This window comes from Stagnihabitans lacustris (assembly GCF_025950525.1).
GTDB lineage: Bacteria > Pseudomonadota > Alphaproteobacteria > Rhodobacterales > Rhodobacteraceae > Stagnihabitans.
The window spans coordinates 875638-896466 of the sequence record NZ_JAPDGS010000001.1 but is presented as its reverse complement, the minus strand read 5'-3'; the positions used below and the strand labels follow the sequence as shown (position 1 = coordinate 896466).

The 20829-nt window shown below is 66.3% G+C and carries 20 protein-coding genes; 1 reads left to right on the top strand and 19 read right to left on the bottom strand.

Annotated features, from left to right (window positions below):
* Positions 1-34: 34 nt before the first annotated feature.
* The 5 genes from NX862_RS04275 to NX862_RS04255 form a co-directional block, all read right to left on the bottom strand.
* A complete protein-coding gene (locus NX862_RS04275) occupies positions 35-1321 on the bottom strand; it encodes a PAS domain-containing protein (protein ID WP_264492625.1) in 1287 nt (428 codons plus the stop codon).
* A 364-nt stretch (positions 1322-1685) separates the two neighbouring features.
* A complete protein-coding gene (locus NX862_RS04270; RefSeq protein ID WP_264492624.1) occupies positions 1686-2174 on the bottom strand; it encodes a hypothetical protein in 489 nt (162 codons plus the stop codon).
* 16 nt (positions 2175-2190) lie between these two features.
* Positions 2191-2640: a hypothetical protein gene (locus tag NX862_RS04265; RefSeq protein ID WP_264492623.1), complete on the bottom strand. Its 450-nt coding sequence runs from the start codon at positions 2638-2640 to the stop codon at positions 2191-2193.
* Positions 2641-2903: 263 nt separating this feature from the next.
* Positions 2904-3197: a hypothetical protein gene (locus NX862_RS04260; protein WP_264492622.1), complete on the bottom strand. Its 294-nt coding sequence runs from the start codon at positions 3195-3197 to the stop codon at positions 2904-2906.
* Complete coding sequence (locus NX862_RS04255) at positions 3187-5934, bottom strand: [protein-PII] uridylyltransferase family protein (RefSeq protein ID WP_264492621.1); 2748 nt, start codon at positions 5932-5934, stop codon at positions 3187-3189. The genes NX862_RS04260 and NX862_RS04255 overlap by 11 nt, the downstream gene beginning before the upstream one ends.
* Before the next feature lie 693 nt (positions 5935-6627).
* Between NX862_RS04255 and NX862_RS04250 the strand changes: the two genes are divergently transcribed.
* Positions 6628-8478, top strand: a complete 1851-nt coding sequence (locus NX862_RS04250; RefSeq protein WP_264492620.1) for an ABC-F family ATP-binding cassette domain-containing protein — start codon at positions 6628-6630, stop codon at positions 8476-8478.
* Positions 8479-8876: 398 nt separating this feature from the next.
* Here NX862_RS04250 and NX862_RS04245 read toward each other — a convergent pair whose 3' ends face one another.
* The 14 genes from NX862_RS04245 to NX862_RS04180 form a co-directional block, all read right to left on the bottom strand.
* On the bottom strand, positions 8877-9977 hold the full coding sequence (locus NX862_RS04245) for a cystathionine gamma-lyase (RefSeq protein ID WP_264492619.1): 1101 nt from the start codon (positions 9975-9977) through the stop codon (positions 8877-8879).
* Positions 9974-10168 (bottom strand): hypothetical protein, encoded by a 195-nt coding sequence (locus NX862_RS04240; RefSeq protein ID WP_264492618.1) that lies wholly within the window; start codon positions 10166-10168, stop codon positions 9974-9976. The genes NX862_RS04245 and NX862_RS04240 overlap by 4 nt, the downstream gene beginning before the upstream one ends.
* 1 nt (position 10169) lies before the next feature.
* Positions 10170-10820, bottom strand: coding sequence for an SMC-Scp complex subunit ScpB (gene scpB, locus NX862_RS04235; protein ID WP_264492617.1), 651 nt, complete (start codon positions 10818-10820; stop codon positions 10170-10172).
* Positions 10817-11584, bottom strand: coding sequence for a segregation and condensation protein A (locus tag NX862_RS04230; protein ID WP_264492616.1), 768 nt, complete (start codon positions 11582-11584; stop codon positions 10817-10819). The genes scpB and NX862_RS04230 overlap by 4 nt, the downstream gene beginning before the upstream one ends.
* Positions 11571-12587: a glycoside hydrolase family 3 N-terminal domain-containing protein gene (locus NX862_RS04225; protein ID WP_264492615.1), complete on the bottom strand. Its 1017-nt coding sequence runs from the start codon at positions 12585-12587 to the stop codon at positions 11571-11573. The genes NX862_RS04230 and NX862_RS04225 overlap by 14 nt, the downstream gene beginning before the upstream one ends.
* Positions 12584-13525, bottom strand: a complete 942-nt coding sequence (locus NX862_RS04220) for an SPOR domain-containing protein (protein ID WP_264492614.1) — start codon at positions 13523-13525, stop codon at positions 12584-12586. The genes NX862_RS04225 and NX862_RS04220 overlap by 4 nt, the downstream gene beginning before the upstream one ends.
* A 90-nt stretch (positions 13526-13615) precedes the next feature.
* Positions 13616-15358: an arginine--tRNA ligase gene (gene argS, locus NX862_RS04215; protein ID WP_264492613.1), complete on the bottom strand. Its 1743-nt coding sequence runs from the start codon at positions 15356-15358 to the stop codon at positions 13616-13618.
* Between the two features lie 356 nt (positions 15359-15714).
* Positions 15715-16158 (bottom strand): 3TM-type holin, encoded by a 444-nt coding sequence (locus tag NX862_RS04210; RefSeq protein WP_264492612.1) that lies wholly within the window; start codon positions 16156-16158, stop codon positions 15715-15717.
* Between the two features lie 11 nt (positions 16159-16169).
* The gene (locus NX862_RS04205) at positions 16170-16781 is read right to left on the bottom strand and encodes a holin-associated N-acetylmuramidase (protein ID WP_264492611.1); all 612 of its coding nucleotides are present in this window, start codon (positions 16779-16781) and stop codon (positions 16170-16172) included.
* 67 nt (positions 16782-16848) lie between these two features.
* Entirely contained in the window at positions 16849-17298 is a 450-nt protein-coding gene (gene ccmE / locus NX862_RS04200) for a cytochrome c maturation protein CcmE (RefSeq protein ID WP_264492727.1), read from the bottom strand.
* A gap of 49 nt (positions 17299-17347) precedes the next feature.
* Positions 17348-18376: an N-acetyl-gamma-glutamyl-phosphate reductase gene (argC, locus tag NX862_RS04195; RefSeq protein WP_264492610.1), complete on the bottom strand. Its 1029-nt coding sequence runs from the start codon at positions 18374-18376 to the stop codon at positions 17348-17350.
* Between the two features lie 239 nt (positions 18377-18615).
* Complete coding sequence (locus NX862_RS04190; protein WP_264492609.1) at positions 18616-19359, bottom strand: DUF1684 domain-containing protein; 744 nt, start codon at positions 19357-19359, stop codon at positions 18616-18618.
* Positions 19356-19946 (bottom strand): dual specificity protein phosphatase family protein, encoded by a 591-nt coding sequence (locus NX862_RS04185; protein ID WP_264492608.1) that lies wholly within the window; start codon positions 19944-19946, stop codon positions 19356-19358. The genes NX862_RS04190 and NX862_RS04185 overlap by 4 nt, the downstream gene beginning before the upstream one ends.
* A 63-nt stretch (positions 19947-20009) precedes the next feature.
* Positions 20010-20822 carry a glutamate racemase gene (locus tag NX862_RS04180; protein WP_264492607.1) on the bottom strand — a complete coding sequence of 271 codons (813 nt, stop codon included), beginning with the start codon at positions 20820-20822 and terminating at the stop codon, positions 20010-20012.
* Positions 20823-20829: the final 7 nt, after the last annotated feature.

The window sequence follows — 20829 nt, the reverse complement described above, 5'->3', positions numbered from 1 at the left end:
GCGGCGCACCGGTCCCGTCGGCCACGCCCCCCGCTCACGCCGCCGCCACCGCCACCGCTCTGTTGCGTCCCCGGCGCCGTCCGCCATCGCGGAAACCGTCGCGGATCTCGCCCATGCCGCGGTCGATCATCGCCGACAGATCCCCGATCCGCGCCAGAACCGCGGAAATCTCGGAGTTCAGCACATGAAGCGATTCGATCGTCGTGCGAATCCGGTCGCCCTCGGTGCCCAGCCGCGCGCCCTCGACCTTGCCCATCACCGTCACCGTCTCCAGGCTCAGCATCGACCGGCGCAGCTCTGCCCCTGCCCGCTCGATCACCTTGGCCAGGTCGCAGGCCTGGTCGATGGCTTCCATCGCAGCCTGCTCATAGCGCCGCCCCAGCGCCTCCAGGTGGCGCGTCTCCTCGGCCGGATCAAGGCCAGAGCCGCCCCAATCCTCGTGCCCGACCTGAACCCCCATTTCGCGCTGCAACTCGGCGCAAGTCACCATGAAAACCGCGCGGTCGAACCTTTCCGACATCCGGTTGCACAGGCTCGCTTCGCCCGAGGTAAAGGCGCTGATCTGCGCCAGCGTCTCTAGTGTGCCGGACATGTAAAGCCCCGCCACCGCGCCCAGCGGCCCGCCCTCGGGCTCCAGCCGCGCGGCCAGGATCGACAGGTTGGTCGGCAGGATCTTCATCCCCTCGAACTCGGTGCGAAGCCGGTGCTGGCTGGCCTTGGCATCGCCAAGCCCCTGACTGATCGCGGCAATCACCTCTTCGGGCAGGGGCGAGGCCAGGCGCGTCGCTGCGGCCCGGGCGATATATTCGGACCGCAGGGCCGCGCGCATGAAGGCGGGGTAATCGGCAAAGCCGTGCAGCGCCAGGACCCGCCCGATCTCGGCCACCCCCTCCTCGATCGAGGCGCCCGCCAATTCGGCCGCGCACAGTTCGGCGTAAAGCGTCTTGACCACGGGAAACAGCGTCGACGAGGGCTTGATGCGGATCGACAGATAGCCGCCATCAAAGGGCAGGATCGTGGCCAGCACCCAATAGGGCCGCCCATCCTCTGCCCGGTTGCAGACATAGGCCACGGCGGGTTCCCCGGCCTCGATCGTCTTCCACAGGATGCGGAACACCGCCTTGGGCGTCACCGGATTGCGGATGATCTTGTGCGGCGCGCCGATCAGCCTGGCCCAAGGGTAGCACGAGACGCGCTGAAACACCTGGTTGCCGGCCAGGATCACCCCGCGCCCATCGGTGCGCGAATAAAACAGCTCTTCGATGCCGAAGGGGACCTCTTCCCCCTCTGCCACCGGCGTGGTCGATGCGCCTCCGTCCATGGTCTGGGGTCCTGCAGCTGTGGTTCTGCGAACGTTAGCAGATCAACCGTAAACCGCAGGTGAACGCCGTCTGTCCCGCCAAACTGCGGCCAGGCAGCGCAGAGCCGGAGGGGGGGCAGAGCCGGAGGGGGGTGCGGGGCCGGAGGGGGGTGCAGAGCCGGAGGGGGGTGCGGGGGGAGGCTCTGCCTCCCCCCGCTTCCGCGCGGCGGCGCTTTCGTCCGCAAGGACGGATGCGCCGCCGCGCCACCCCTCCTGCGTCCCAAGGCCGCCCTGCCCCGGAAATCGCCAACCAAACGAGTCGGCGGCCGCACAGGAAAGGGCCCCCGACAAAGGGGGCCCCAAGTCACCGTCCTGCCCGAAAGGCTTAGCCGGCAAGCCCGTCGCAGGCGACCAGGCAAGCCACATCGCCCTCACCGCCGCCAAGGCTGTCATTGCCCAGCCCGTCATTGCCGGTGTCGTCCGGCGGGACCTCGGGGGCGTCGGTCAGCAGCGGCGGGGTTGTCGCGATCACCGGATCTTCTTCGGCCGTATTGGTCACGCCAATCCCCGCGCCGAACTGGATCGGCCCGCCCGCCATGTCAAAGCCCAGATCGGCGCCGACATAGGCATTGTCCTGCAGATAGGCGATGCCCAGCGTCGGGCGGATCGCGCCGCCCTGCAGGATGTAATCCACCCCGACCGAGCCCACGACGCTTTCGTTCTGATCATCGGAAAAGACCCGCAGACCGACCCCGGTCTGGGTCTGACCCGAGCCAAACCAGAAGGTCAATCCCAGGCCCACCACCGGATCGGCCGCCACCGGCGCCGCAGCCATCGTCGCCACAACCGCAGCCATCTTCGTCATCTTGCGCATGTCTGTCTCCCTCGGATCAAACAGGTTCAGGAATGGTGTCCAGCACGACGGCCTTTTCGCCATCCGCCGGAAGCTCTTCGGTCGGCGGCACTTCCACCGGCTCTTGCGTCAGGATCGGAGGCGTCACGACCGGCGCGGCCACCGGGTCTTCGGCCGTATTGGTCACGCCAATCCCCGCGCCGAACTGGATCGGCCCGCCCGCCATGTCAAAGCCCAGATCGGCGCCGACATAGGCATTGTCCTGCAGATAGGCGATGCCCAGCGTCGGGCGGATCGCGCCGCCCTGCAGGATGTAATCCACCCCGACCGAGCCCACGACGCTTTCGTTCTGATCATCGGAAAAGACCCGCAGACCGACCCCGGTCTGGGTCTGACCCGAGCCAAACCAGAAGGTCAATCCCAGGCCCACCACCGGATCGGCCGCAGCCGGCGACGCAGCCGTCTGGCCCAGGAAGGCAGTTCCCATAGCAAGGGCCGCCAAAATCGAATGACGCATGACAAACTCCAAAGTAGTTAAACAAGGAATAATGAGGCCATGGAATGGGCCAATCGTCAAGCTTTCAAGCGAATCGGCAGCCGTTTGCTTCTTTGTGCTGCTCTTGGCGCGCAAGGGGGCACGGGGGCGCGCAAGGGGCACGGGGGCGCGCAAGGGGGTCCAAGGCCCCGGATGCCTTGCGCATCAGGGGCTTGGCCCGCCAGAGCCCCTGCGGTGGGCGATTTACCCTGGGATCAGATTTCGCGCCCCAGCGGCGTCTGGTCGCCGACACGGCCGATCCGTCCGCCCCGTCGACGCGGCGCCTCGGGCGCGGTCAGGCCCGCGCGCAGGGTCGCCGTCATCGGGTGATCGGGCGCGCCCGCCCCGTAATGGTCCAAAAGCACCCGGATCGCCGCCGGGTGATCGGCATCGACCTTCACGCTCAGCGCCCAATCCATGAAGATCGACCGACATTCGCCCGCCGTGATCCCCTCGATCCGGTAGCTTTCGCGCACCAGCCCCTTGGGGTCGGCCTCTTCATGGGTCATCTCGCGCCTCCATCACCCGGTCAATCACCGCCGCGGCCCGCGCCGCCGCTTCTTGCAGCGCCTGCGTCAAACCCGCCGCATCCGCCGCCCCCGTTTCGCGCAGGACAAAGGCGCGGGCGCCCTCTCCCAATGCGCCCGGGTCCAGCGCGCGGTCCGACAAAAGCCGCCCCGCCGCCTGCAACTGCCAGAAAAGCCTGGCCGCTTCTTCCAGGCCCTGCTTCTCCGTTTGCGACAGGTGGCGGCCCCGATCTGACGCCAGTTGCCGATCCAGGCTGCGGGCCGGGCTTGCGGCCATCAGGGCAAGGGTCTGGGCGCAAAGCTCGATGTCCATCAGCCGGCCGGGGCCGTTCTTGGCCTCCCAGGGGCCCTGGGCGGGTTTCGCCTCGGCCAGGCGGGCGCGCATCTCGGCCACATCGGCGCGGACGCGGGCGCCCTGCCCCTTTTCGGCCAGGACCTGACGGCGCAGGCCCTCGACCTCGGCGGCCAACTCCACAGGCCCGGCCAGCACGCGGGCGCGGGTCAGGGCAAGGTGTTCCCAGGTCCAGGCCTCGTCGCGCTGATAGGCCGCAAATGAGGCGATCCCCGTGGCCACCGGCCCCTGCCGACCCGAGGGCCGCAGCCGCATGTCGACCTCATACAAACGGCCCTCGGGCGTCTGGGCGGTCAGGGCCGTGATCATCGCCTGGGTCAGTTTGGCGTAATAGGGCCGCGTGGCCAAGGGCTTGGGGCCTTCGGACATCTCGGCGCCATCCGCGTCATAGATCACGATCAGATCCAGGTCGGACCCCGCGTTCAACCGCGCCGCGCCCAGCGACCCCATCCCCAGAACCACCGCCCCCCGCCCAGGCGGCGGACCGTGACGGCGCGCGACCTCGGCTGTCACACGCGGCCAAAGCGCGGCCACCACGACCTCGGCCAGATCGGCATAGGCCTTGCCCGCCTCGAACCCGTCGATCAGGCCGCGCAGGTGATGTACGCCGACCCGGAAATGCCATTCCTTCAGCCAAATGCGCGACAGGCCAAGGACCTGTTCGTAATCCGCCCCATTCAGGCGGTGATGCAGGTCCTGCGCCAGCCCCTCACGCCCCGGCCAAGGCGCAAAGAACGACCCGCCGATCACCGCATCCAGCACGCGGGCATTGCGCGAGAGGTATAGCGCCAGGCTGGGGGCCGTCGCACAGATATCGACGATCAGATCGACGAGGGCCGGGTTGGCCTCGAACAGCGCGAAAAGCTGCACCCCCGCGGGCAGGCCCGACAGGAACCCGTCCAGCGCCACCAAAGCCTCTTGCGGTGCCTGCGCCCGCATCAGCCGCGACAGAAGACCGGGTTTGATCCGCGCAAAGATCGCCTGGGCGCGGTCCGACCGCAGCGCCGGGTAATTCGACCAGGCCTGAACGATGGTCTCCATCTGCGGGGTCAGGTCGGGGGAGGTCTCCTTGGGCGCGCTGGGGGCAAAGAAGCCCTCGGTCAGGCTTTCGACATGGGCCACCCGGGTCAGGAAGTCGCGGCGGAAGGTGGGTTCCGCCATCCCGCAAAAGGCCGCGATGCGGGCGATGCCTTCGGGGGTGGCGGGCATGGTCTGGGTCTGTTCGTCCAACACCATCTGCAGCCGGTGTTCCACCTCGCGCCAGATGCGATAGGCTGTCGTCAGGTCGGCTGTGACATCCTGGGGCAGCCAGCCCTTTGCGGTCAGGGCGGCCAAGGCGGCCTCGGTCCCCGTGGCGCGCAAAGAGGGGTCGCGGCCGCCTGCAATCAGCTGGCGGGTCTGGGCAAAGAACTCGATTTCCCGGATGCCACCGGGGCCAAGTTTCACGTTATGGCCCTCGACCTTGACCGGCCCGTTCAGCCCCTTGTGGTCGCGGATGCGCAACCGCATGTCATGGGCATCCTGGATCGCCGCATAATCCAGATGGCGGCGCCAGACAAAGGGCGTCAAGGCCTTCAGATAGGCCTGACCCGCCGCGATATCCCCCGCGCAGGGCCTGGCCTTGATATGGGCGGCACGTTCCCAGGTGCGGCCCTCGGCCTCATAATAGGCCAAGGCCGAGGCCATCGACAGGCAGACCGGCATGACCGAAGCATCGGGGCGCAGGCGCAGATCGGTGCGAAAGACATAGCCTTCTGCGGTGATATCCGACAGAAGCCCGGTCATCTTCCGGGTGACGCGGATGAAGGCCTGACGGGCCTCCATCTCGGTGCCGGGGTGTTTGGTCTCGTCGAACAGGCAGATGAGGTCGATATCCGAGGAATAATTCAGCTCAAACGCGCCCATCTTGCCCATCGCAAGGACGACCATTCCGTGGGGCGCGTCCGGCAGCTTGCCGCGGCGGATCTCTTCGGCGATCAGGTGATCCAGGCAGGCCTGAACCGCGCGATCGGCGAAATGGGTCAGGTGTGTGGTGACTTGGGTCAGGTCCCAGACCCCGCCCAGATCGGCCAAGCCCGTGAGCAAGGCGACCCGCCGCTTGGCCTGACGCAAAAGGGCCCCAAGCTGGTCGCCGGGGGCCTGGGAGAGGTCCGCCATCAGCCGGTCAAAGGCCACCTCGGGGTCAAGGTCAAGCGCCGGGGTCAGCCAGGCGCCCTCCCGCGTGATCAGGTCGCGGAGAAAGGGCGCGCAAGAGGCGCTGGCCGCGATCAGATCTGCGGCAGGTCCGGCAAAGCGGGGACGCAGGTCGTCGGCCGTCTGAAGGTCGAACACAAGGGGCTGGCGGGTGATGCGGGATGCGAAGGACATGGGGTTTTGTGGGGCCTGGCGCGCGGGAGGTCAACCGGGGAGGAGGGATTGCGCCGCCTGTCGGCGTCGCCCAATCGGGGGGCTTCCGCCCCCCGAGCCCCCCGACCCAGGGGGAGCACGCTCCCCCTGGGAACCCCCGTGAGTATTTGGGCCAGTGTGAAAGCTGGGGGACGGTTGGGGGGGCGAGGGTTTGGGATGGGCGCGCTGGGGAAGCGGGCCTGACTGGCGGGGTTTGGACGGTGCAGTGTAGGCGGTGGGGTTTAGGCGGTGGGGTTTGCAAGACGAGGCGACCTTTGCAGCTTTTACGCTGCGGCAAGTCCGGCCAGGGCGGAGCCATGGACTTGGGCTTAGGCCAAGGCCAAGAGCAACACCGTGACTAAGGTTGAGGGTGGGGTGAGTTGCGGTCAAAGCCAAGAACCTGCCACCACCAAGGCCGAGACCGTGACACCACGCAGCAACCGCACCCCGCACCCGTGCTTTCACATTGACCCAAATACTCCCGGTGGGGTCCGGGGAGGGGCGAGCCCCTCTCCGGGCTGGGGGGGTCGGGGGGATGGCAATCCCCCCGATTGGGGACTGGGGGGGGGATGGCAATCCCCCCGATTGGGGGCGACGCCGGGCAAGCGGCGCAAAGCCTCAACTGTGCTTGATCGGGCCTTGACCCGCGCGCGCCCATGGGGCAAGCGACAGCCCATGCTGAAAATTGATGACCTCAACTATTCCGTCGAAGGCCGCCCCCTGTTCGAGGGCGCGACCGCCACCATTCCCACCGGCCACAAGGTTGGCATCGTCGGGCGCAACGGGGCGGGGAAAACCACGCTCTTCCGGCTGATCCGGGGCGACCTGGCGTTGGAGGGCGGGGCGATCACCATCCCGCAGCGCGCCCGGATCGGGGGGGTGGCGCAGGAAGTGCCCTCGTCCTCCACCTCGCTGATCGACACGGTTCTGGCCGCCGACACCGAGCGCGCAAGTCTGCTGGACGAGGCGGAACACGCCACCGACCCGGGCCGCATCGCCGACATTCAGGCGCGACTGTCGGACATCGACGCCTGGAGTGCCGAGGGGCGCGCGGCCTCGATCCTGCGTGGCTTGGGCTTTGACAACGCAGCGCAGCAACGGCCCTGTTCGGATTTCTCGGGCGGCTGGCGGATGCGGGTGGCTTTGGCCGGCGTGCTGTTTGCCCAGCCCGATTACCTGCTTCTGGACGAACCGACCAACTACCTCGACCTTGAAGGCGCGCTTTGGCTGGAGAGTTATCTTCAGAAATACCCCCATACCGTGCTGATCATCTCCCACGACCGCGGGCTGTTGAACCGCGCCGTGACCTCGATCCTGCATCTGGACAGCAAGAAGCTGACGCTGTGGGCCGGCGGCTATGACCAATTCGCCCGCCAAGTGGCCGAGCGCCGCGCCGGGTTGATGGCCGAGGCGCGCAAGCAAGAGGCCAGGCGCGACCACCTGCAGGCCTTTGTCGACCGCTTCAAGGCCAAGGCGTCCAAGGCCGCCCAGGCGCAAAGCCGGGTCAAGATGCTGGAGAAGATGACCCTGATCACCCCGCCCGAAGAGGCGAAGCAGGTGGTTTTCTCCTTCCCCGAGCCCGAGGAACTGGCGCCGCCGATCATCAACCTGGATGGCGCCTCGGTGGGCTATGGCGGCCCGCCGATCCTGAAGCGCCTGTCGTTGCGCATCGACCAGGATGACAGGATTGCTTTGCTGGGGCGGAACGGTCAGGGGAAATCGACGCTGTCCAAGCTCTTGGCGGGCAAGCTGCAGGCCTCCGAGGGCAAGATGACGCGGTCGTCGAAACTGCGGATCGGCTATTTCGCCCAGCACCAGGTCGATGAATTGCACCTGGACGAGACGCCTTTGCAGCATGTCCAGGCGCTCCGCCCGGCCGAGGCGCCGCCGCGGCTGCGGGCAAGGCTGGCGGGCTTTGGCCTGATGGCGGAACAGGCCGAGACGGTGGTGGGCAGGCTGTCGGGCGGGCAAAAGGCGCGGTTGTCGCTGCTGCTGGCCACGATTGACGCACCCCACCTGCTCATTCTGGACGAACCGACCAACCACCTGGACATCGAAAGCCGCGAAGGCCTGGTGGAGGCCCTGACCGCCTATAAGGGCGCCGTGGTGCTGGTCAGCCATGATATGCATTTGCTGAGCCTGGTGGCGGATCGCCTGTGGCTGGTCAAGGATGGCGCGGTGGCGCCCTATGGCGCGGACTTGGACGCCTATCGGGCGGAACTTCTGGCCGGCGATGGGTCGGACAAGCCGGCCAAGCCCGAGAAGGAAAAGCCGAAAAAGGCCAGCCGCGAAGAGGTCCTGGCGCTCCGCTCCGAGGTCCGCAAGGCCGAAGAGCGGTTGGCGAAACTGAACGACATGCGCGACAAGCTGGCGACGAAACTGGCCAATCCCGAGTTGTATGAAGACACCCGCAAGGGCGATCTGGCGGTCTGGAACGGGAAATATGCCGAAGTCATGGGCGCCTTGGACCGCGCCGAAGAGCTGTGGCTTGCCGCCACCGAAAAGCTGGAGAAGGCCGAGACCTGAGGGCAGCTGTCGGGGCCAAGGACTTTCCTTCCGCCGCTGCTTCTTGGCTGCCCCCTTGCCCCAAGCGATGCAACCCAAATGAGGCGCCGGGCGCCGAGGTCCGCAGGACCTCGGCGCCCCCTCCGCGAGGACTTGGATTTTCTTTGAAAATCCAAGTCCTCGCGGACCCCGCCCCACCGGACCGGTCCACAGCAAGGCCGCTCTGCCTGCAGAGCGGCCCCCTCCCATGGAAAAGCCCGTATGCAACGCATACGGGCTTTTCCATGGGACCCCGCGCGGGGCGCCACGGGGCCGATGACCAAAGGTCATCGGCCCCGTCCAATCGGTTTCGGATGACCTTTGGTCATCCGAAACCGATTGGACCCCCAGACTTCAGAACAGGCAGCGCGGCGACTGGATCAAGCCTCAAGCGCCTCGGACAAAGCCTGCCACAGCGACTCCACCGGCTCGATCCCCACCGACAGGCGGATGAAGCCCGGCGCCACGGCGTCGCCCCAGCGCGCCCGACGCTCACCCGCCGAATGGGTGCCGCCGAAAGAGGTCGTCTGCGTCAAATAGCGGCACCGATCCAGGAAGGCTTCGGCCTCGGCCTCCCCCTCCAGCTCGAAGCTGATCAGAAAGCCGAAATCGGACATCTGGGCCTTGGCGACCTTGTAGGAGGCATCCGCGGGCAATCCCGGATAGCGCAAGGCCTTGACCCTCGGATGGGCTGCCAGCCTTTCGGCCACCACCATGGCGCTGGCACACATCCGCGACAGGCGCACTTCCAGCGTCTCCAGCCCGCGGTGCAAGAGCCAGGCCTCGAAGGCGCCCGGCACCACGCCCGCCAGCTTGCGCCACTCCGCCACGCGGGCCATCACCGCCGCATCGCGCCCCGCCACATGGCCATACAGCACATCCGAATGGCCGCCTGGCGCCTTGGTATCGGCCGCGACCACCAGGTCCGCCCCAAGGTCCAGCGGCCGCTGCAACAGGGCCGTCATCGTCGTGTTGTCCACGATCAGCTTCGCCCCCGCCGCATGGGCCCGCCGTGCCACCACCGCGATATCGGCGACATCCAGCCCCGGGTTCGACGGCGTCTCCAGGAACACCACCGCGGCCCCGGTGAAATCCGCCACCTCCATCTGCTCGGTCGCCACATAGCGCGCCGTCACACCAAACCCCGCCAGAAACCGATCTGCCAAAAGCCGCGTCGTGTAATAGCCATCCTCGGGCAGGATCACCACATCCCCCGCCTTCAGACAGGCGAACAGCGCCGCCGAAATCGCCGCCATCCCCGAGGGGAAGCCCACGACCGAAGCGCCTTCCAGGATCGCCAGCTGCTCTTCGACCTCTTCCCAGGTCGGCATCGACATCCGACCATATTTGAAGGCCGCGCCCTCCAGCCCCGCCAGGTGATAGGTCGTGGCCGACACCAAGGGCGGCGAGACCGGGTCGCCCTGCCCCAGCCGATGCCCGCGGTGATGCAGCATGTCGGCGAAACGGTGCCCCTTGGTCATTTCAGGAACCGTCGCGCAATCGAGGTCATCTGCCGCGCCTTGCGGCCGTTCTGCTTGGCCTCGCGGTAGCTGCGGCGCTCTTCGGGAGACATGGTGGCGGGATCACGCCCGCCGCGGGCCATATGGTCGATGCCCCGGTTCATCAGATGCCCCAAAAGGCGGTTAAAGATCATGCGGATGATGGCGTCCATCTTAGTCCTCGAAAAGTTCGGTTTGGCCGGGGGTTTCTTCGTCGTCTTCATCTGGGGTCGCATTTGCGCCAGGCAAGGGGCGGCTGTCCAGAAGACCCGCCGCGCGCAGCTCTTTGACGCCGGGCAGATCGCGGGCGGATTCCAGGCCGAAATGGTCCAAAAAGGCTTCCGTCACCACGAAGGTCACGGGCCGCCCCGGGGTCATCCGGCGACGACCCAGCCTGATCCAGTCCAGCTCCAACAGCAAGTCCACCGTGCCGCGGCTGACGGCGACGCCGCGGATCTCCTCGATTTCCGCCCGCGTCACCGGCTGGTGATAGGCGACGATGGCCAGCGTCTCGATCGCCGCGCGCGAGAGTTTGCGCGGCTCGACCGTCTCTTTGCGCATCAGATGGCCCAGGTCGGGCGCGGTGCGAAAGGCGTAAGCGTCGCCCACCCGCACCACCTGCACCCCGCGCCCCTCATAACGTTTGCGCAGATAGGCCATCGCCTCGGGCGCATCGCAGCCCTCGGGCAACCTTGCCGAGAGTTCCGCCATGGTCAGGGGTTCCGCCACGGCAAAGAGGATCGCCTCGATCATGCGTTCCTGTTCGGCGATGGGCGGGGCCTCGAACAGGCTTTTCTCGATGGGCTCTTTTGAGGGCTCCTTCATTCGGCTTTCCGCTTCAAATAGATGGGCGCAAAGATGTCGCCCTGGCGCAGGTCAACCTGACCGCGCTTGGCCATCTCCAATATCGCCGCGAAATGGGCGGCCATGGCAGAACGGCGGCGCGAGGGGTCCTCGCCCCAACCCTCGGGCAGGAAAGAGGTCAGGTCGGCCCAGGCCCCCATATACCCAATCAGCCCGCGCATCCGGTCCAGCGCCTGTTCCATCGTGTAGACGTTATGGCGATCAAAGGCATAGGGGCGGAATTCGTCCTTGGTGCGGATGCGGGCATAGGCGCGCATCAGGTCCAGAAGCGAGGCCTCCCATTTCACGGTGCGCAGATGGGCCAGGGCTTCGGGCGCGCCGCGGGGAAAGAAGTCGCGGCCCTTCTGGTCGCGCGCCATCAGCCTTGCTGCGGCCTCGCGCATGGCTTGCAGGCGTTCCAACTGAAAGGCGAGGTGAAGGGCGAGGTCCTCGGCGCTTGGGCCTTCCTCGGTCGGGTCAGGCGGCAAAAGAAGCCGCGATTTCAGATAGGCAAGCCAGGCCGCCATGACCAGGTAATCGGCCGCCAATTCGATGCGCAAAGCCCGGGCCTTTTCGACAAAGGCCAGGTATTGTTCGGCCAACCCCAGGACCGAGACCCGGCGCAGATCGACCTTCTGGCTGCGCGACAGCGTCAGCAGAAGGTCCAAGGGGCCCTCAAAGCCCTCGACATCGACGAGAAAAGCCTCTTCGGGCGGATCGGCGAAAAGGTCGTCAGTTGGGGCCATGGAACGCATCCGGCATGATCGCGCAAAGGTCGCGCTCTGCCTGACGGATGTCAACCGTGGCCTTGGGACGATGGGCCAGAACCCTTTGCGCACGCAGCCGAGCGGCAGGGGTCAGCTGCCCGGCCTCGGCGGCGACGGCCTGCATTTCCCCAAGGTCGCCCTTGCAATGCAACGCGATGTCGCAGCCGGCATCCATGCTGGCCCGGGTGCGTGAGGCCAGGTCGCCATTCAGCGCCTGCATGTTCAGATCGTCGGTCATCAGAAGGCCGTCGAAACCGATGTCATGGCGGATGGCCTGGATCACCGCGGGGGATTGAGTGGCCGGGCGGTCCGCGTCCCAGGCGGTAAAGACCAGATGCGCGGTCATGGCCATGGGCAGATCGGCCCAGGCCTTGAAGGGGGCGAAATCATGGGCAATGACCTCGGGCCGCGAGGCGGTCACGGTGGGCAGGTCGTGATGGGTGTCAACCTCTGACCGGCCATGGCCCGGCAGGTGTTTCATCACCGGCATGACGCCCGCCGACAAAAGCCCGTCGGCCACGGCACGCCCCAGACGCGCCACAGTGGCAGGGTCCGAGCCATAGCAGCGGTTGCGCAGAAAGGGATGGGTGCGGTCAGTGATCAGATCGCCCACCGGCGCGCAATCGGCGTCGATGCCGACCTCCAGCAGTTCGGCGCCCAGGATCGCATAGCGCAGGCGCAAGGCCTGTTCGGCAAGGTCGCCCGCCTTGGTCACGAAATCCAAAGGCGGGGTCCATTCGCGCCAATGGGGGGCGCGCAGGCGCTGGACGCGGCCGCCCTCTTGGTCCACCAGGATCGGCGCTTCGCGGCCCACGGCGTCACGCAGGGCCCCGGTCAGACGGCGCAGCTGGTCGGGGCTTTCGACATTGCGGGCGAACAGGATAAAGCCAAAGGGATCATAGTCGCGGAAGAAGGCCGCCTCATTGGCACCAAGGGTCAGCCCCTGACACCCAAAGATCGCGGCGCCCTTGCCCGGGCTCACTTTTTCACCACCGGGATGCAGTCGGTGACATTCGACGGCAGGCCCTTGCAGAACTCACGCGCCTCATCCAGCGAGGCGTAACCCTCGGCGCGCAAACGGTAAAAGTTGCGGCCCCCGGATTGCGCGGCCTCGATCATCGGGGTCAGGCTGCCCATGACCTCGGGGAAAGAGGCCATCAGCACGCCGTAACGTTCGCGCGCGGCCTCGGGGGTTTCAAAGACGCCGAACTGAACCAGGGGCGTGCCCGAAGGGATCGTGGCGGCGTCGATGGTCTGCACATCGGCGGGCGGGGTCGAGGTCTCACCGGCGACCGTCTGCACGGCGCGCAATTGCAAGCCCCCCCCCAGCGCTGCCGGACGCGAGGCCGGGCGCAGCGACACGCGGATCACATTGGGGTTTTCCAGCACCGTCTGATCAGGGCGCATCCAGTCCTCGGTGGCCTCGGCCACGGCGTTTTCGATCATCGCGCTTTCGATCATCGCGGTCTCGGTCGCGGGGGCGGCTTCGGGATCGGCCAGCATCAGCGCCGGAGGCACCAGCGCGGCCGCATCGGCGGCCAGCACCTCATCGGCAACCACGGGCGCATCTTCGGGCGACAGCGCGGCGGCGGTGGGGGCCAGGGTGATCTGATCGGCCGCAGGCAGGGCCGAGCCCATGGCGGCGACCGCATTGACCGTCAGCCCCTGGTTCAGCGCCTGTTGCCCGCCCGGATCGGCGGGCGATATCCGCATGGCGCCCGCCATGGCCCGCATGACCGGAACCCCTGTCACATCGCGCACCGCCAGTTGATAGCCCCAGATGCCAAGCCCCAGGATCAGCGCCACCGAAGACACCGCCCCCGCGATGTTCATCCAGGCCTGCGCCCGCACGCCAAAGCCAAGCCCCGGGCCCTGCGCCTGGTCATAGCCTTCGAACTGGTCGAAATCGTAATCCGCCATATGCCTCACCTCGCGGGGGCGATGCGCGCCGCCCCCTGTCTGACTGCTCTCCCCCTTGCCTGGGGGCCTTTTTCCAATCGGGGCGGCTTGTTACCGCATTTCCTCGACCGGTTTGACGCCAAGGATAGCGAGACCGTTGGAAATCACAACGCCTGTCGCGCGGGCGAGTGCGATTTTCGCCTGGGTTGTGGCTTTGTCGTCCTGCACGAAGCGAAGCGTGGTCTCGTCATTGCCCTTGTTCCACAGGCCATGGAACTCCGAGGCCAGCTCGTAAAGGTAAAAGGCGATGCGGTGGGGTTCGTTGCCCCTTGCGGCAATCTCGATCTCACGCGGGAATTCGGCGATGGCTTGCGCCATGTCGATTTCGGCCGGATGGGTCAGGATGGACAGGTCGGCCGCGGCCAAAGTGGCGTCGGACACGTCGATCCCGGCCTCTGCCGCCTTGCGCAGGACCGAGTTGATGCGGGCATTGGCGTATTGCACGTAAAAGACCGGGTTGTCCTTGGACTGTTCCAGCACCTTGGCAAAGTCGAAATCCAAGGCCACGTCGTTCTTGCGCGTCAGCATCATGAAGCGGGTGACATCGGCGCCCGCCTGTTCGACCACATCGCGCAGGGTGACAAAGGTCCCTGCCCGCTTGGACATCTTGAAGGGCTCGCCGTTCTTATACAGCTTCACCAGCTGGATCAGCTTGATGTCCAAGGGCACGCGGCCCCCCGACAGGGCCGACACAGCCGCCTTCATGCGCTTCACATAACCGGCATGGTCGGCGCCGAAAATGTCGATCAGCTCGTCAAAGCCGCGGTTCACCTTGTCGAAGTGATAGGCGATATCGGGCGCGAAATAGGTCCAGGAGCCATCCGATTTCATCACCGGACGGTCGACGTCATCGCCATGCGCGGTCGACCGGAAAAGCGTCTGGATGCGGGGCTCCCAATCCTCGGGGGTCTTGCCCTTGGGCGGCTCCAGCACGCCTTCATAGATCAGGCCTGCATCGCGCAAGCTGTTGATTGCGCTTTCGATCTGCCCCGTGCCGTAAAGCGCCTTTTCACTGGAATAGACATCCATCCGCACGCCAAGCGCCGCCAGGTCGCCGCGGATTTCCGCCATCATCAGCTCGGTCGCGATTTCGCGGATCTGCATGAGCCAGACCTCTTCGGGCTGGTTCAACAGGCTGTCGCCAAAGCGCGCCTTCAGGGCCTCGCCCACCGGGATCAGGTAATCGCCGGGGTAAAGACCCTCGCGGATTTCCGGCGACAGGCCATTGGCCTCGCGGTAACGCTCATAGGCGGACCGCGCCAGCACATCGACCTGGGCGCCGGCGTCGTTGATATAGTATTCGCGGGTCACAATATGGCCCGAAAAGGCCAAAAGGTTGGACAGCGCATCGCCCACCACCGCGCCGCGGACATGGCCCACATGCATCGGCCCCGTGGGGTTGGCCGAAACGAATTCGACATTGACTTTGCGACCCGCGCCAAGCGAAGAGCGGCCGAAGTCGGCGCCTTGGGTCAGGGCGGCATGGATGATCTTTTGCCACACCAAGTCCGAAAGCCGCAGGTTCAGGAAACCGGGGCCTGCGACGGCGGCTTCCTTGATGCGCGGATCGCGGGCAAGGCGGGCGGCCAGCGCATCGGCGATGGCGCGGGGGGCAAGGCCTGCGGGCTTGGCCAGCACCATGGCCGCATTGGTCGCCATGTCGCCATGGGCGGGATCACGGGGCGGCTCGACCGCCACATTGGCAAAGTCAAGGCCCGGGGGCAAAGCGCCTTCCGAGGTCATCGCGGTCAGTTCAGCCACGACGAGGGCGCGGAGATCGGCAAAGAGGTTCATTTGATCAAGTCCTGTTCTCTTGGCCCCGGGATGCCAGAGGCGGGGCAAGAGGTCAAGGACAGGCAGGGTTTTGCCTTCCGCCGTGGTGGTTGTGGCAAGCCCCGGGTGGGTTTCACACCCTCCCCGATCTCTTGGGGCAAGCCCCGGGAGGGTTTCACACCCTCCCCGATCTCTTGGGGCAAGCCCCGGGAGGGTTTCACACCCTCCCGGACCCTCCCGTGGGATATTTATGAAAAGATGAACGGAAAGAGGCGCGCCGGAGTTGGGGCGCGCCTTGGGGGATCGGGGGGAGATCGGGGCGTTTGGCGCGGGAGAGCTTTGTTTGCGCAGCCTAGCCCGGGGTATACCCCGGGGCTTCACTTCGGCGGGGTCTGGCGGCGGTAAAACGCCTCTCGTGAGCCGAAGAACAACGTGATCACCGCGCCGGCCAGCCACCACAGCGGCTCGGGGATGGCGGAAAGTGCCTCCATCCGGGCCTCGAACCAGGTCGGATTGATCGCGGCCACCAGGAACAGCGCGACGGTGGTCAGGGCGATCATCGGGCGCGGCAGGCGGTTCAGCGCGTCGATCAGGTGGTCATAGCCCGGCTTGGCCTTGGGGCCAACCTTGGGTTCGGGCAAGGGCGGCAAGGCGCCCGAGGAGATGGCGCCGTCCAGCTGGGCCGACAGCATCTCGGCCGTCGTCTCGATCGTGGCGGCGACGTCTTGCGCCTTTTGGCCGAGGCTTGCGGTCTTGGCGGCCAGGCCTTCGGCCTTTGTCGTCAGGCCTTCGGCCTTGGTGGCGAGGGTGGACAGGTCCATTTCGGTCTCCTTCAATGCCATTGCGCGATGCGCGCGCGGTGCTGGTCGGGGCTAAGGTGGAGGGCGGGAGACATGAACTCCTCTGCCCTGGTGATCCAGCCGCCCTTGCCGCCGTCTTTGCGACGGGCGTATTTGCGGCTGGCGGGGCGGGCATCGGCGAGCGCGTAATAGAAGTCGCGCCGGGCGACCGCATAGGCATCGGTGAAAGCGGTGGCGCCCTTGGCCATCTCGGCCCGGGTGGCGGCCAGCGTGCGCGGGCCCAAAAGCCCGTCATCCGTGATCTGGTGGCCGCGCGCCTTCAGGACACGTTGCAACAGCTTCACCGCCATCACGCCCGCGTTCACATACATGTCGAAGACGGAGGGTTGCAGCGCGGGCGGCAATGTCCCCAGCCCCGGGCGGTCGAAATAGCGGGTGAGGAAAATCTCCACCGCCTCGGCCTTGTCCAACAGGCGGACATCGGCGGGGTCGATGCGGCCATCGTGGTTGAGGTCGCGCCCCAAGGCCCGCATTGTATGGATGGTCACGCCATATTTGGTCGCCCCGCCCGGGTCGTCGGGGTCGTTCACATAGCCGCCTTCGCGGGCGACGATCTCTTGGGCAATATCCTGAATGGTCAGCATCTCGGTCCCCTTTCGGTTTCCAAGAGCCTGCCTGTCAGGGGTTAATTTGCGTTAACCGATGCGCGCGCTATTGCGTGGGTTCGACGTAGACGCCCTGTTCCTTCAGTGCGTCTACAACTTCCTTCGGCATGTAGGTCTCATCGTGTTTGGCGAGGATTCCATCTGGAGCGGCTACGAACACATTGCCCTCCATTTGACCGAGTGCCACAACACCCGCTCCTTCTGCGAACAGATCAGGCAGAACTCCCTGATAAACGACCGGAACAGTCTGGCTTGAGTCCGTAATCGTGAAGGTGATCTTGTCACCTTGACCACGAACGAGCGAACCGACTTCAACCAGACCGCCTAAACGGAAAATTTCGCCCTCCGCGGGCGGGTCGCTTTGCACCTGGGAAGGCGAGCGGAAGAGGTTGATCCCGTCTTTCATCGCATAGCCAATCAGCCCCGTGGAGAGGATCAGCGCGCCCAGGGTGACCAAGATGATCTGGATGCGACGGGTCTTCTTCAGCCCCTTCATGCCTGCCATTTCGGGCTCCTGTAATGCGCGTTCACGGGAAGATCGGGCCTCACGGGAAAATCGGGGCGAGGGTCAGGCCCGTGGTTTCGGGCAGGCCCAGCATCAGGTTGGCGTTCTGCAAGGCCTGGCCTGACGACCCTTTGTTCAGGTTGTCCAGCACCGAGACCACCACCGCACGCCCCGGGATGCGGTCGCCGATCACGCCCAGGTGGCAATAGTTCGAGCCTGCGATATCGCGGGTCGAGGGCAGTTGACCAAAGGGCAGCACCTGCAAGAAGGGTTCAGAAGCGTAAGCCTTTTCAAGCGTTTGATACACGGTCTTGGCGTCCCCCCTGACATAGACCGTCGCCAGGATGCCGCGGTTCATCGGCAAAAGATGCGGGGTGAATTGCACCTGCACGGGCCGGCCCGCGATCAAGCTGAACTCTTGGTCGAACTCGCCCAGGTGGCGGTGCTTGCCGCCGGCGGAATAGGTGTGGGTGCCGCCCGCAAGCTCTGCGTGCAGCAGGTTTTCCTTGGGCGTGCGGCCCGCGCCCGAGACGCCCGCCTTGAGGTCGATCAGGATGTCATCCAGGTCGATCACCCCCGCCGCAATCAGCGGCCGCAGCGCGAATTGCCCGGTCGCCGCGTTGCAGCCCGTGCCCGCCACCAGACGCGCTTTGGCGATCTGGTCGCGGTAGAATTCGGTCAGGCCGTAAACCGCCTCGGCCTGCAGATCCATCGCCTTGTGTGGCGCGCCATACCAGGCCTCATAGGCCGCAGCGTCCCGAAGCCGGAAGTCGGCGGAAAGGTCCACGATCTTCAGGTTGCGCGGCAGAGCCGAAATGACCTCTTGGGTCGTGCCATGCGGCAGGGCGCAAAAGCACAGGTCGACCTGGGAAAAGTCGATCTCGTCGATCTTGCAAAGCCGCGGCAAGGAAAGGTGGCGCAGGAAGGGAAAGACCTCGGCCATCGCCATCCCTGCTTTGCGGTCGGCGGACAGGGCGGTGATCGTCATGTCGGGATGGGTGGCGATCAGCCGGACCAGCTCTGCCCCGGTATAGCCCGAGGCGCCGAGGATGGCGATGCGATGGGTCATGTCGGCTCCTTTGCGCTTTGGGCTCTCATGTGGCCCCGAAGGCCCTGCAATGCAAGCCTATTCTTGGGGTTTCGGACAAAGCGGGGGCTGCCGCCCCCGCACCCCTGCCCAAAGGGGGCCACGGCCCCCTTTGGAAACCCCGTGAGTATTTGGGCCAGTATGAAAGGTGGGGGTCCGGGGGAGGCCCTGGCCTTCACCGGGTGGGGGGCTCGGGGGGCTTGCCGCCCCCCGAACTTGGGTCAGGCTTGGGGCTTCAGCTCTCCGGCGCGGATGGCGAAGGGGAGGCGGTTTTCGCGCGGCGGCAAGGGGCAGATGGCGAAATCGGTAAAGGCGCAGGGCGGATTGTGGGCGCGGTTGAAGTCCAGCGTGATGACCTGCGGCCCATCCGGCGCCGGCGCATCGGCGATCAGAAAGCGGGAGGCGGCGTAGGTTTCCTTGCCCGAGGTCGCGTCACGGATCACGAACATCGGCTGGCCCGCCTTCCAATGCGTGGCCAGAAGCGTGACCTGGACCCCGTCATGGGTGAAGCGGGCGGCATGGGTCAGGGTCACTTCGGTCGGACCCGCGCCCTTTTGTTCGACGGCCTGGGGACGCGGTGGCAGGGTCAACCACTCTGCCTGGATAACCCAAGCAGGATCAAAGGGATAGGACGCGATCTTCACCTGACGCGGCAAGGCGGGATCGCGGACGCGCAGCGCGGCTTGCCCCTCGACGCTGTGAAGCTCCAGGAGCAGACCGCCCGCCCGCAGCATCGGATTTCCGCCCGCGGCGACAAAGGCCACCCCGTCCAGCGCCGCATCCACCGCGGTCGCCGCAATCACCCCCAGGTGATCGGGGCCGCAGGACAGGATCAGGTCGTTGTCCGCAGCCCGCCCGACGCGCTGCGGGCCGGGCGGGATCTCGACCCGGTCGGTCAGGTTCAGCCAGCCGTCCTCGGCCGTCAGTGCAGCCAGACGCGCGGCCTGCCATTCGGTATGGGTCATGCCTCGATCCTGTCGCGCAGCCGCACGATATCGACCTCGGCCAGATAGCGCGGGATATTGGCCCAGACCGGGTGATAGCCAAAGCCGCCAAGCGTCAGCTCTGCCATGGCCTCGTCGCGCGACCAGCCCTGATACAGCATCCGGTACAGCGCGCAGATCACCCCAGTCCGGTCGGCGCCATGGTGGCAGTGGACCAGAACCGGCCCCTTGGCCTGGCGCAGGACTTGCAGCGCCGCCACGACCTGCGCCCCATCCCGTTCCGCCACATGCCGCGCCTTCATCGGCACGCGGATCAGAGTCAGGGCGGGATTGGCGGTCAGGCTTTGGTCCCGGACGGTCTGGCGCAGGTTGATCACGGTGCGGATGCCCAACTCGGCCGCAGCTTCAAAACCCGCCCCGTCCGGCTGGGCCGAGCGGTAAAGCAAAGGCGTCACGCGGTGCAGATTGGGCAAGGCCGAGGCCAAAGGGGCCGCCCAATGCGCCGGCCGGGCCTCTTTCCCCAGGCCAGGCAAGGGGAAGAAAGAGGCCGGCAGCGCCACCATCAGCGCGCGACGGGTCAGGGCAAAGGCCAGGCTGCTGGCGGTCATCGGCGGCTCCTTTGGGGCAGGATGCCGCAGTTGCAGCAATTTGGCAACCGGGGGCGCTGCGGCTCAGGCGGCCTGAAAGCTGATCTTGCGGCGCAGGAACTGGGTGGCCTTCGAAGAGACGTTGGACGGATCGCCTGTCGTCAGGAATTTCGACACCTGGCCGGGCCCGTGAAACTCGGGGCGGCGGGTCAGGTAATCGGTCAGGCTCTCGGCCACCAGGTTGGCCTGGGAATAGACTTTGACGCCCGCCCCCAAGGCATCCTGAAAGGCCTTTTCCATCAGCGGGTAATGGGTGCAGCCCAGCACGGCGGCCTCGGGATGCGGCATCCGGCGTTTCAGCGCCTCGACATGGCTGCGCACCAGGGCTTCGGCCAGGATCTCGTCGCCCTGTTCGATCGCATCGACGACACCGGCGCAGGGTTGCGCCTCGACATCCACCCCGATCGCACGGAAGGCCAATTCGCGCTGAAAGGCGCGGCTTGCCACGGTGGCGGGGGTGGCAAAGAGCGCGACATGTTTCACGGCCACCTCACGCGGCGGAGAGTTGTCGCCCCATTGTCGTTCGGTCAAGGCCTCGATCAGGGGGACAAAGACGCCCAGCACGCGCTTGCCCGGCGGAATCCAGGTGTCCTGCATGCGTTTGAGCGCGGCGGCAGAGGCGGTGTTGCAGGCCAGGATCACCAGGTCGCAGCCCTCGGCCCAAAGCCGTTCGGTCGCCTGGCAGGTCAGGTCAAAGATGTCATCGGCCGTGCGCACGCCGTAGGGGGCATGTTTGTTGTCGCCGAAATAGACAAAGGGCACCTGAGGCAGACGCCGCGCCACGGCATCCAGAACCGTCAATCCGCCCAGACCGGAATCGAAAATGCCAACTGCCATGATATGC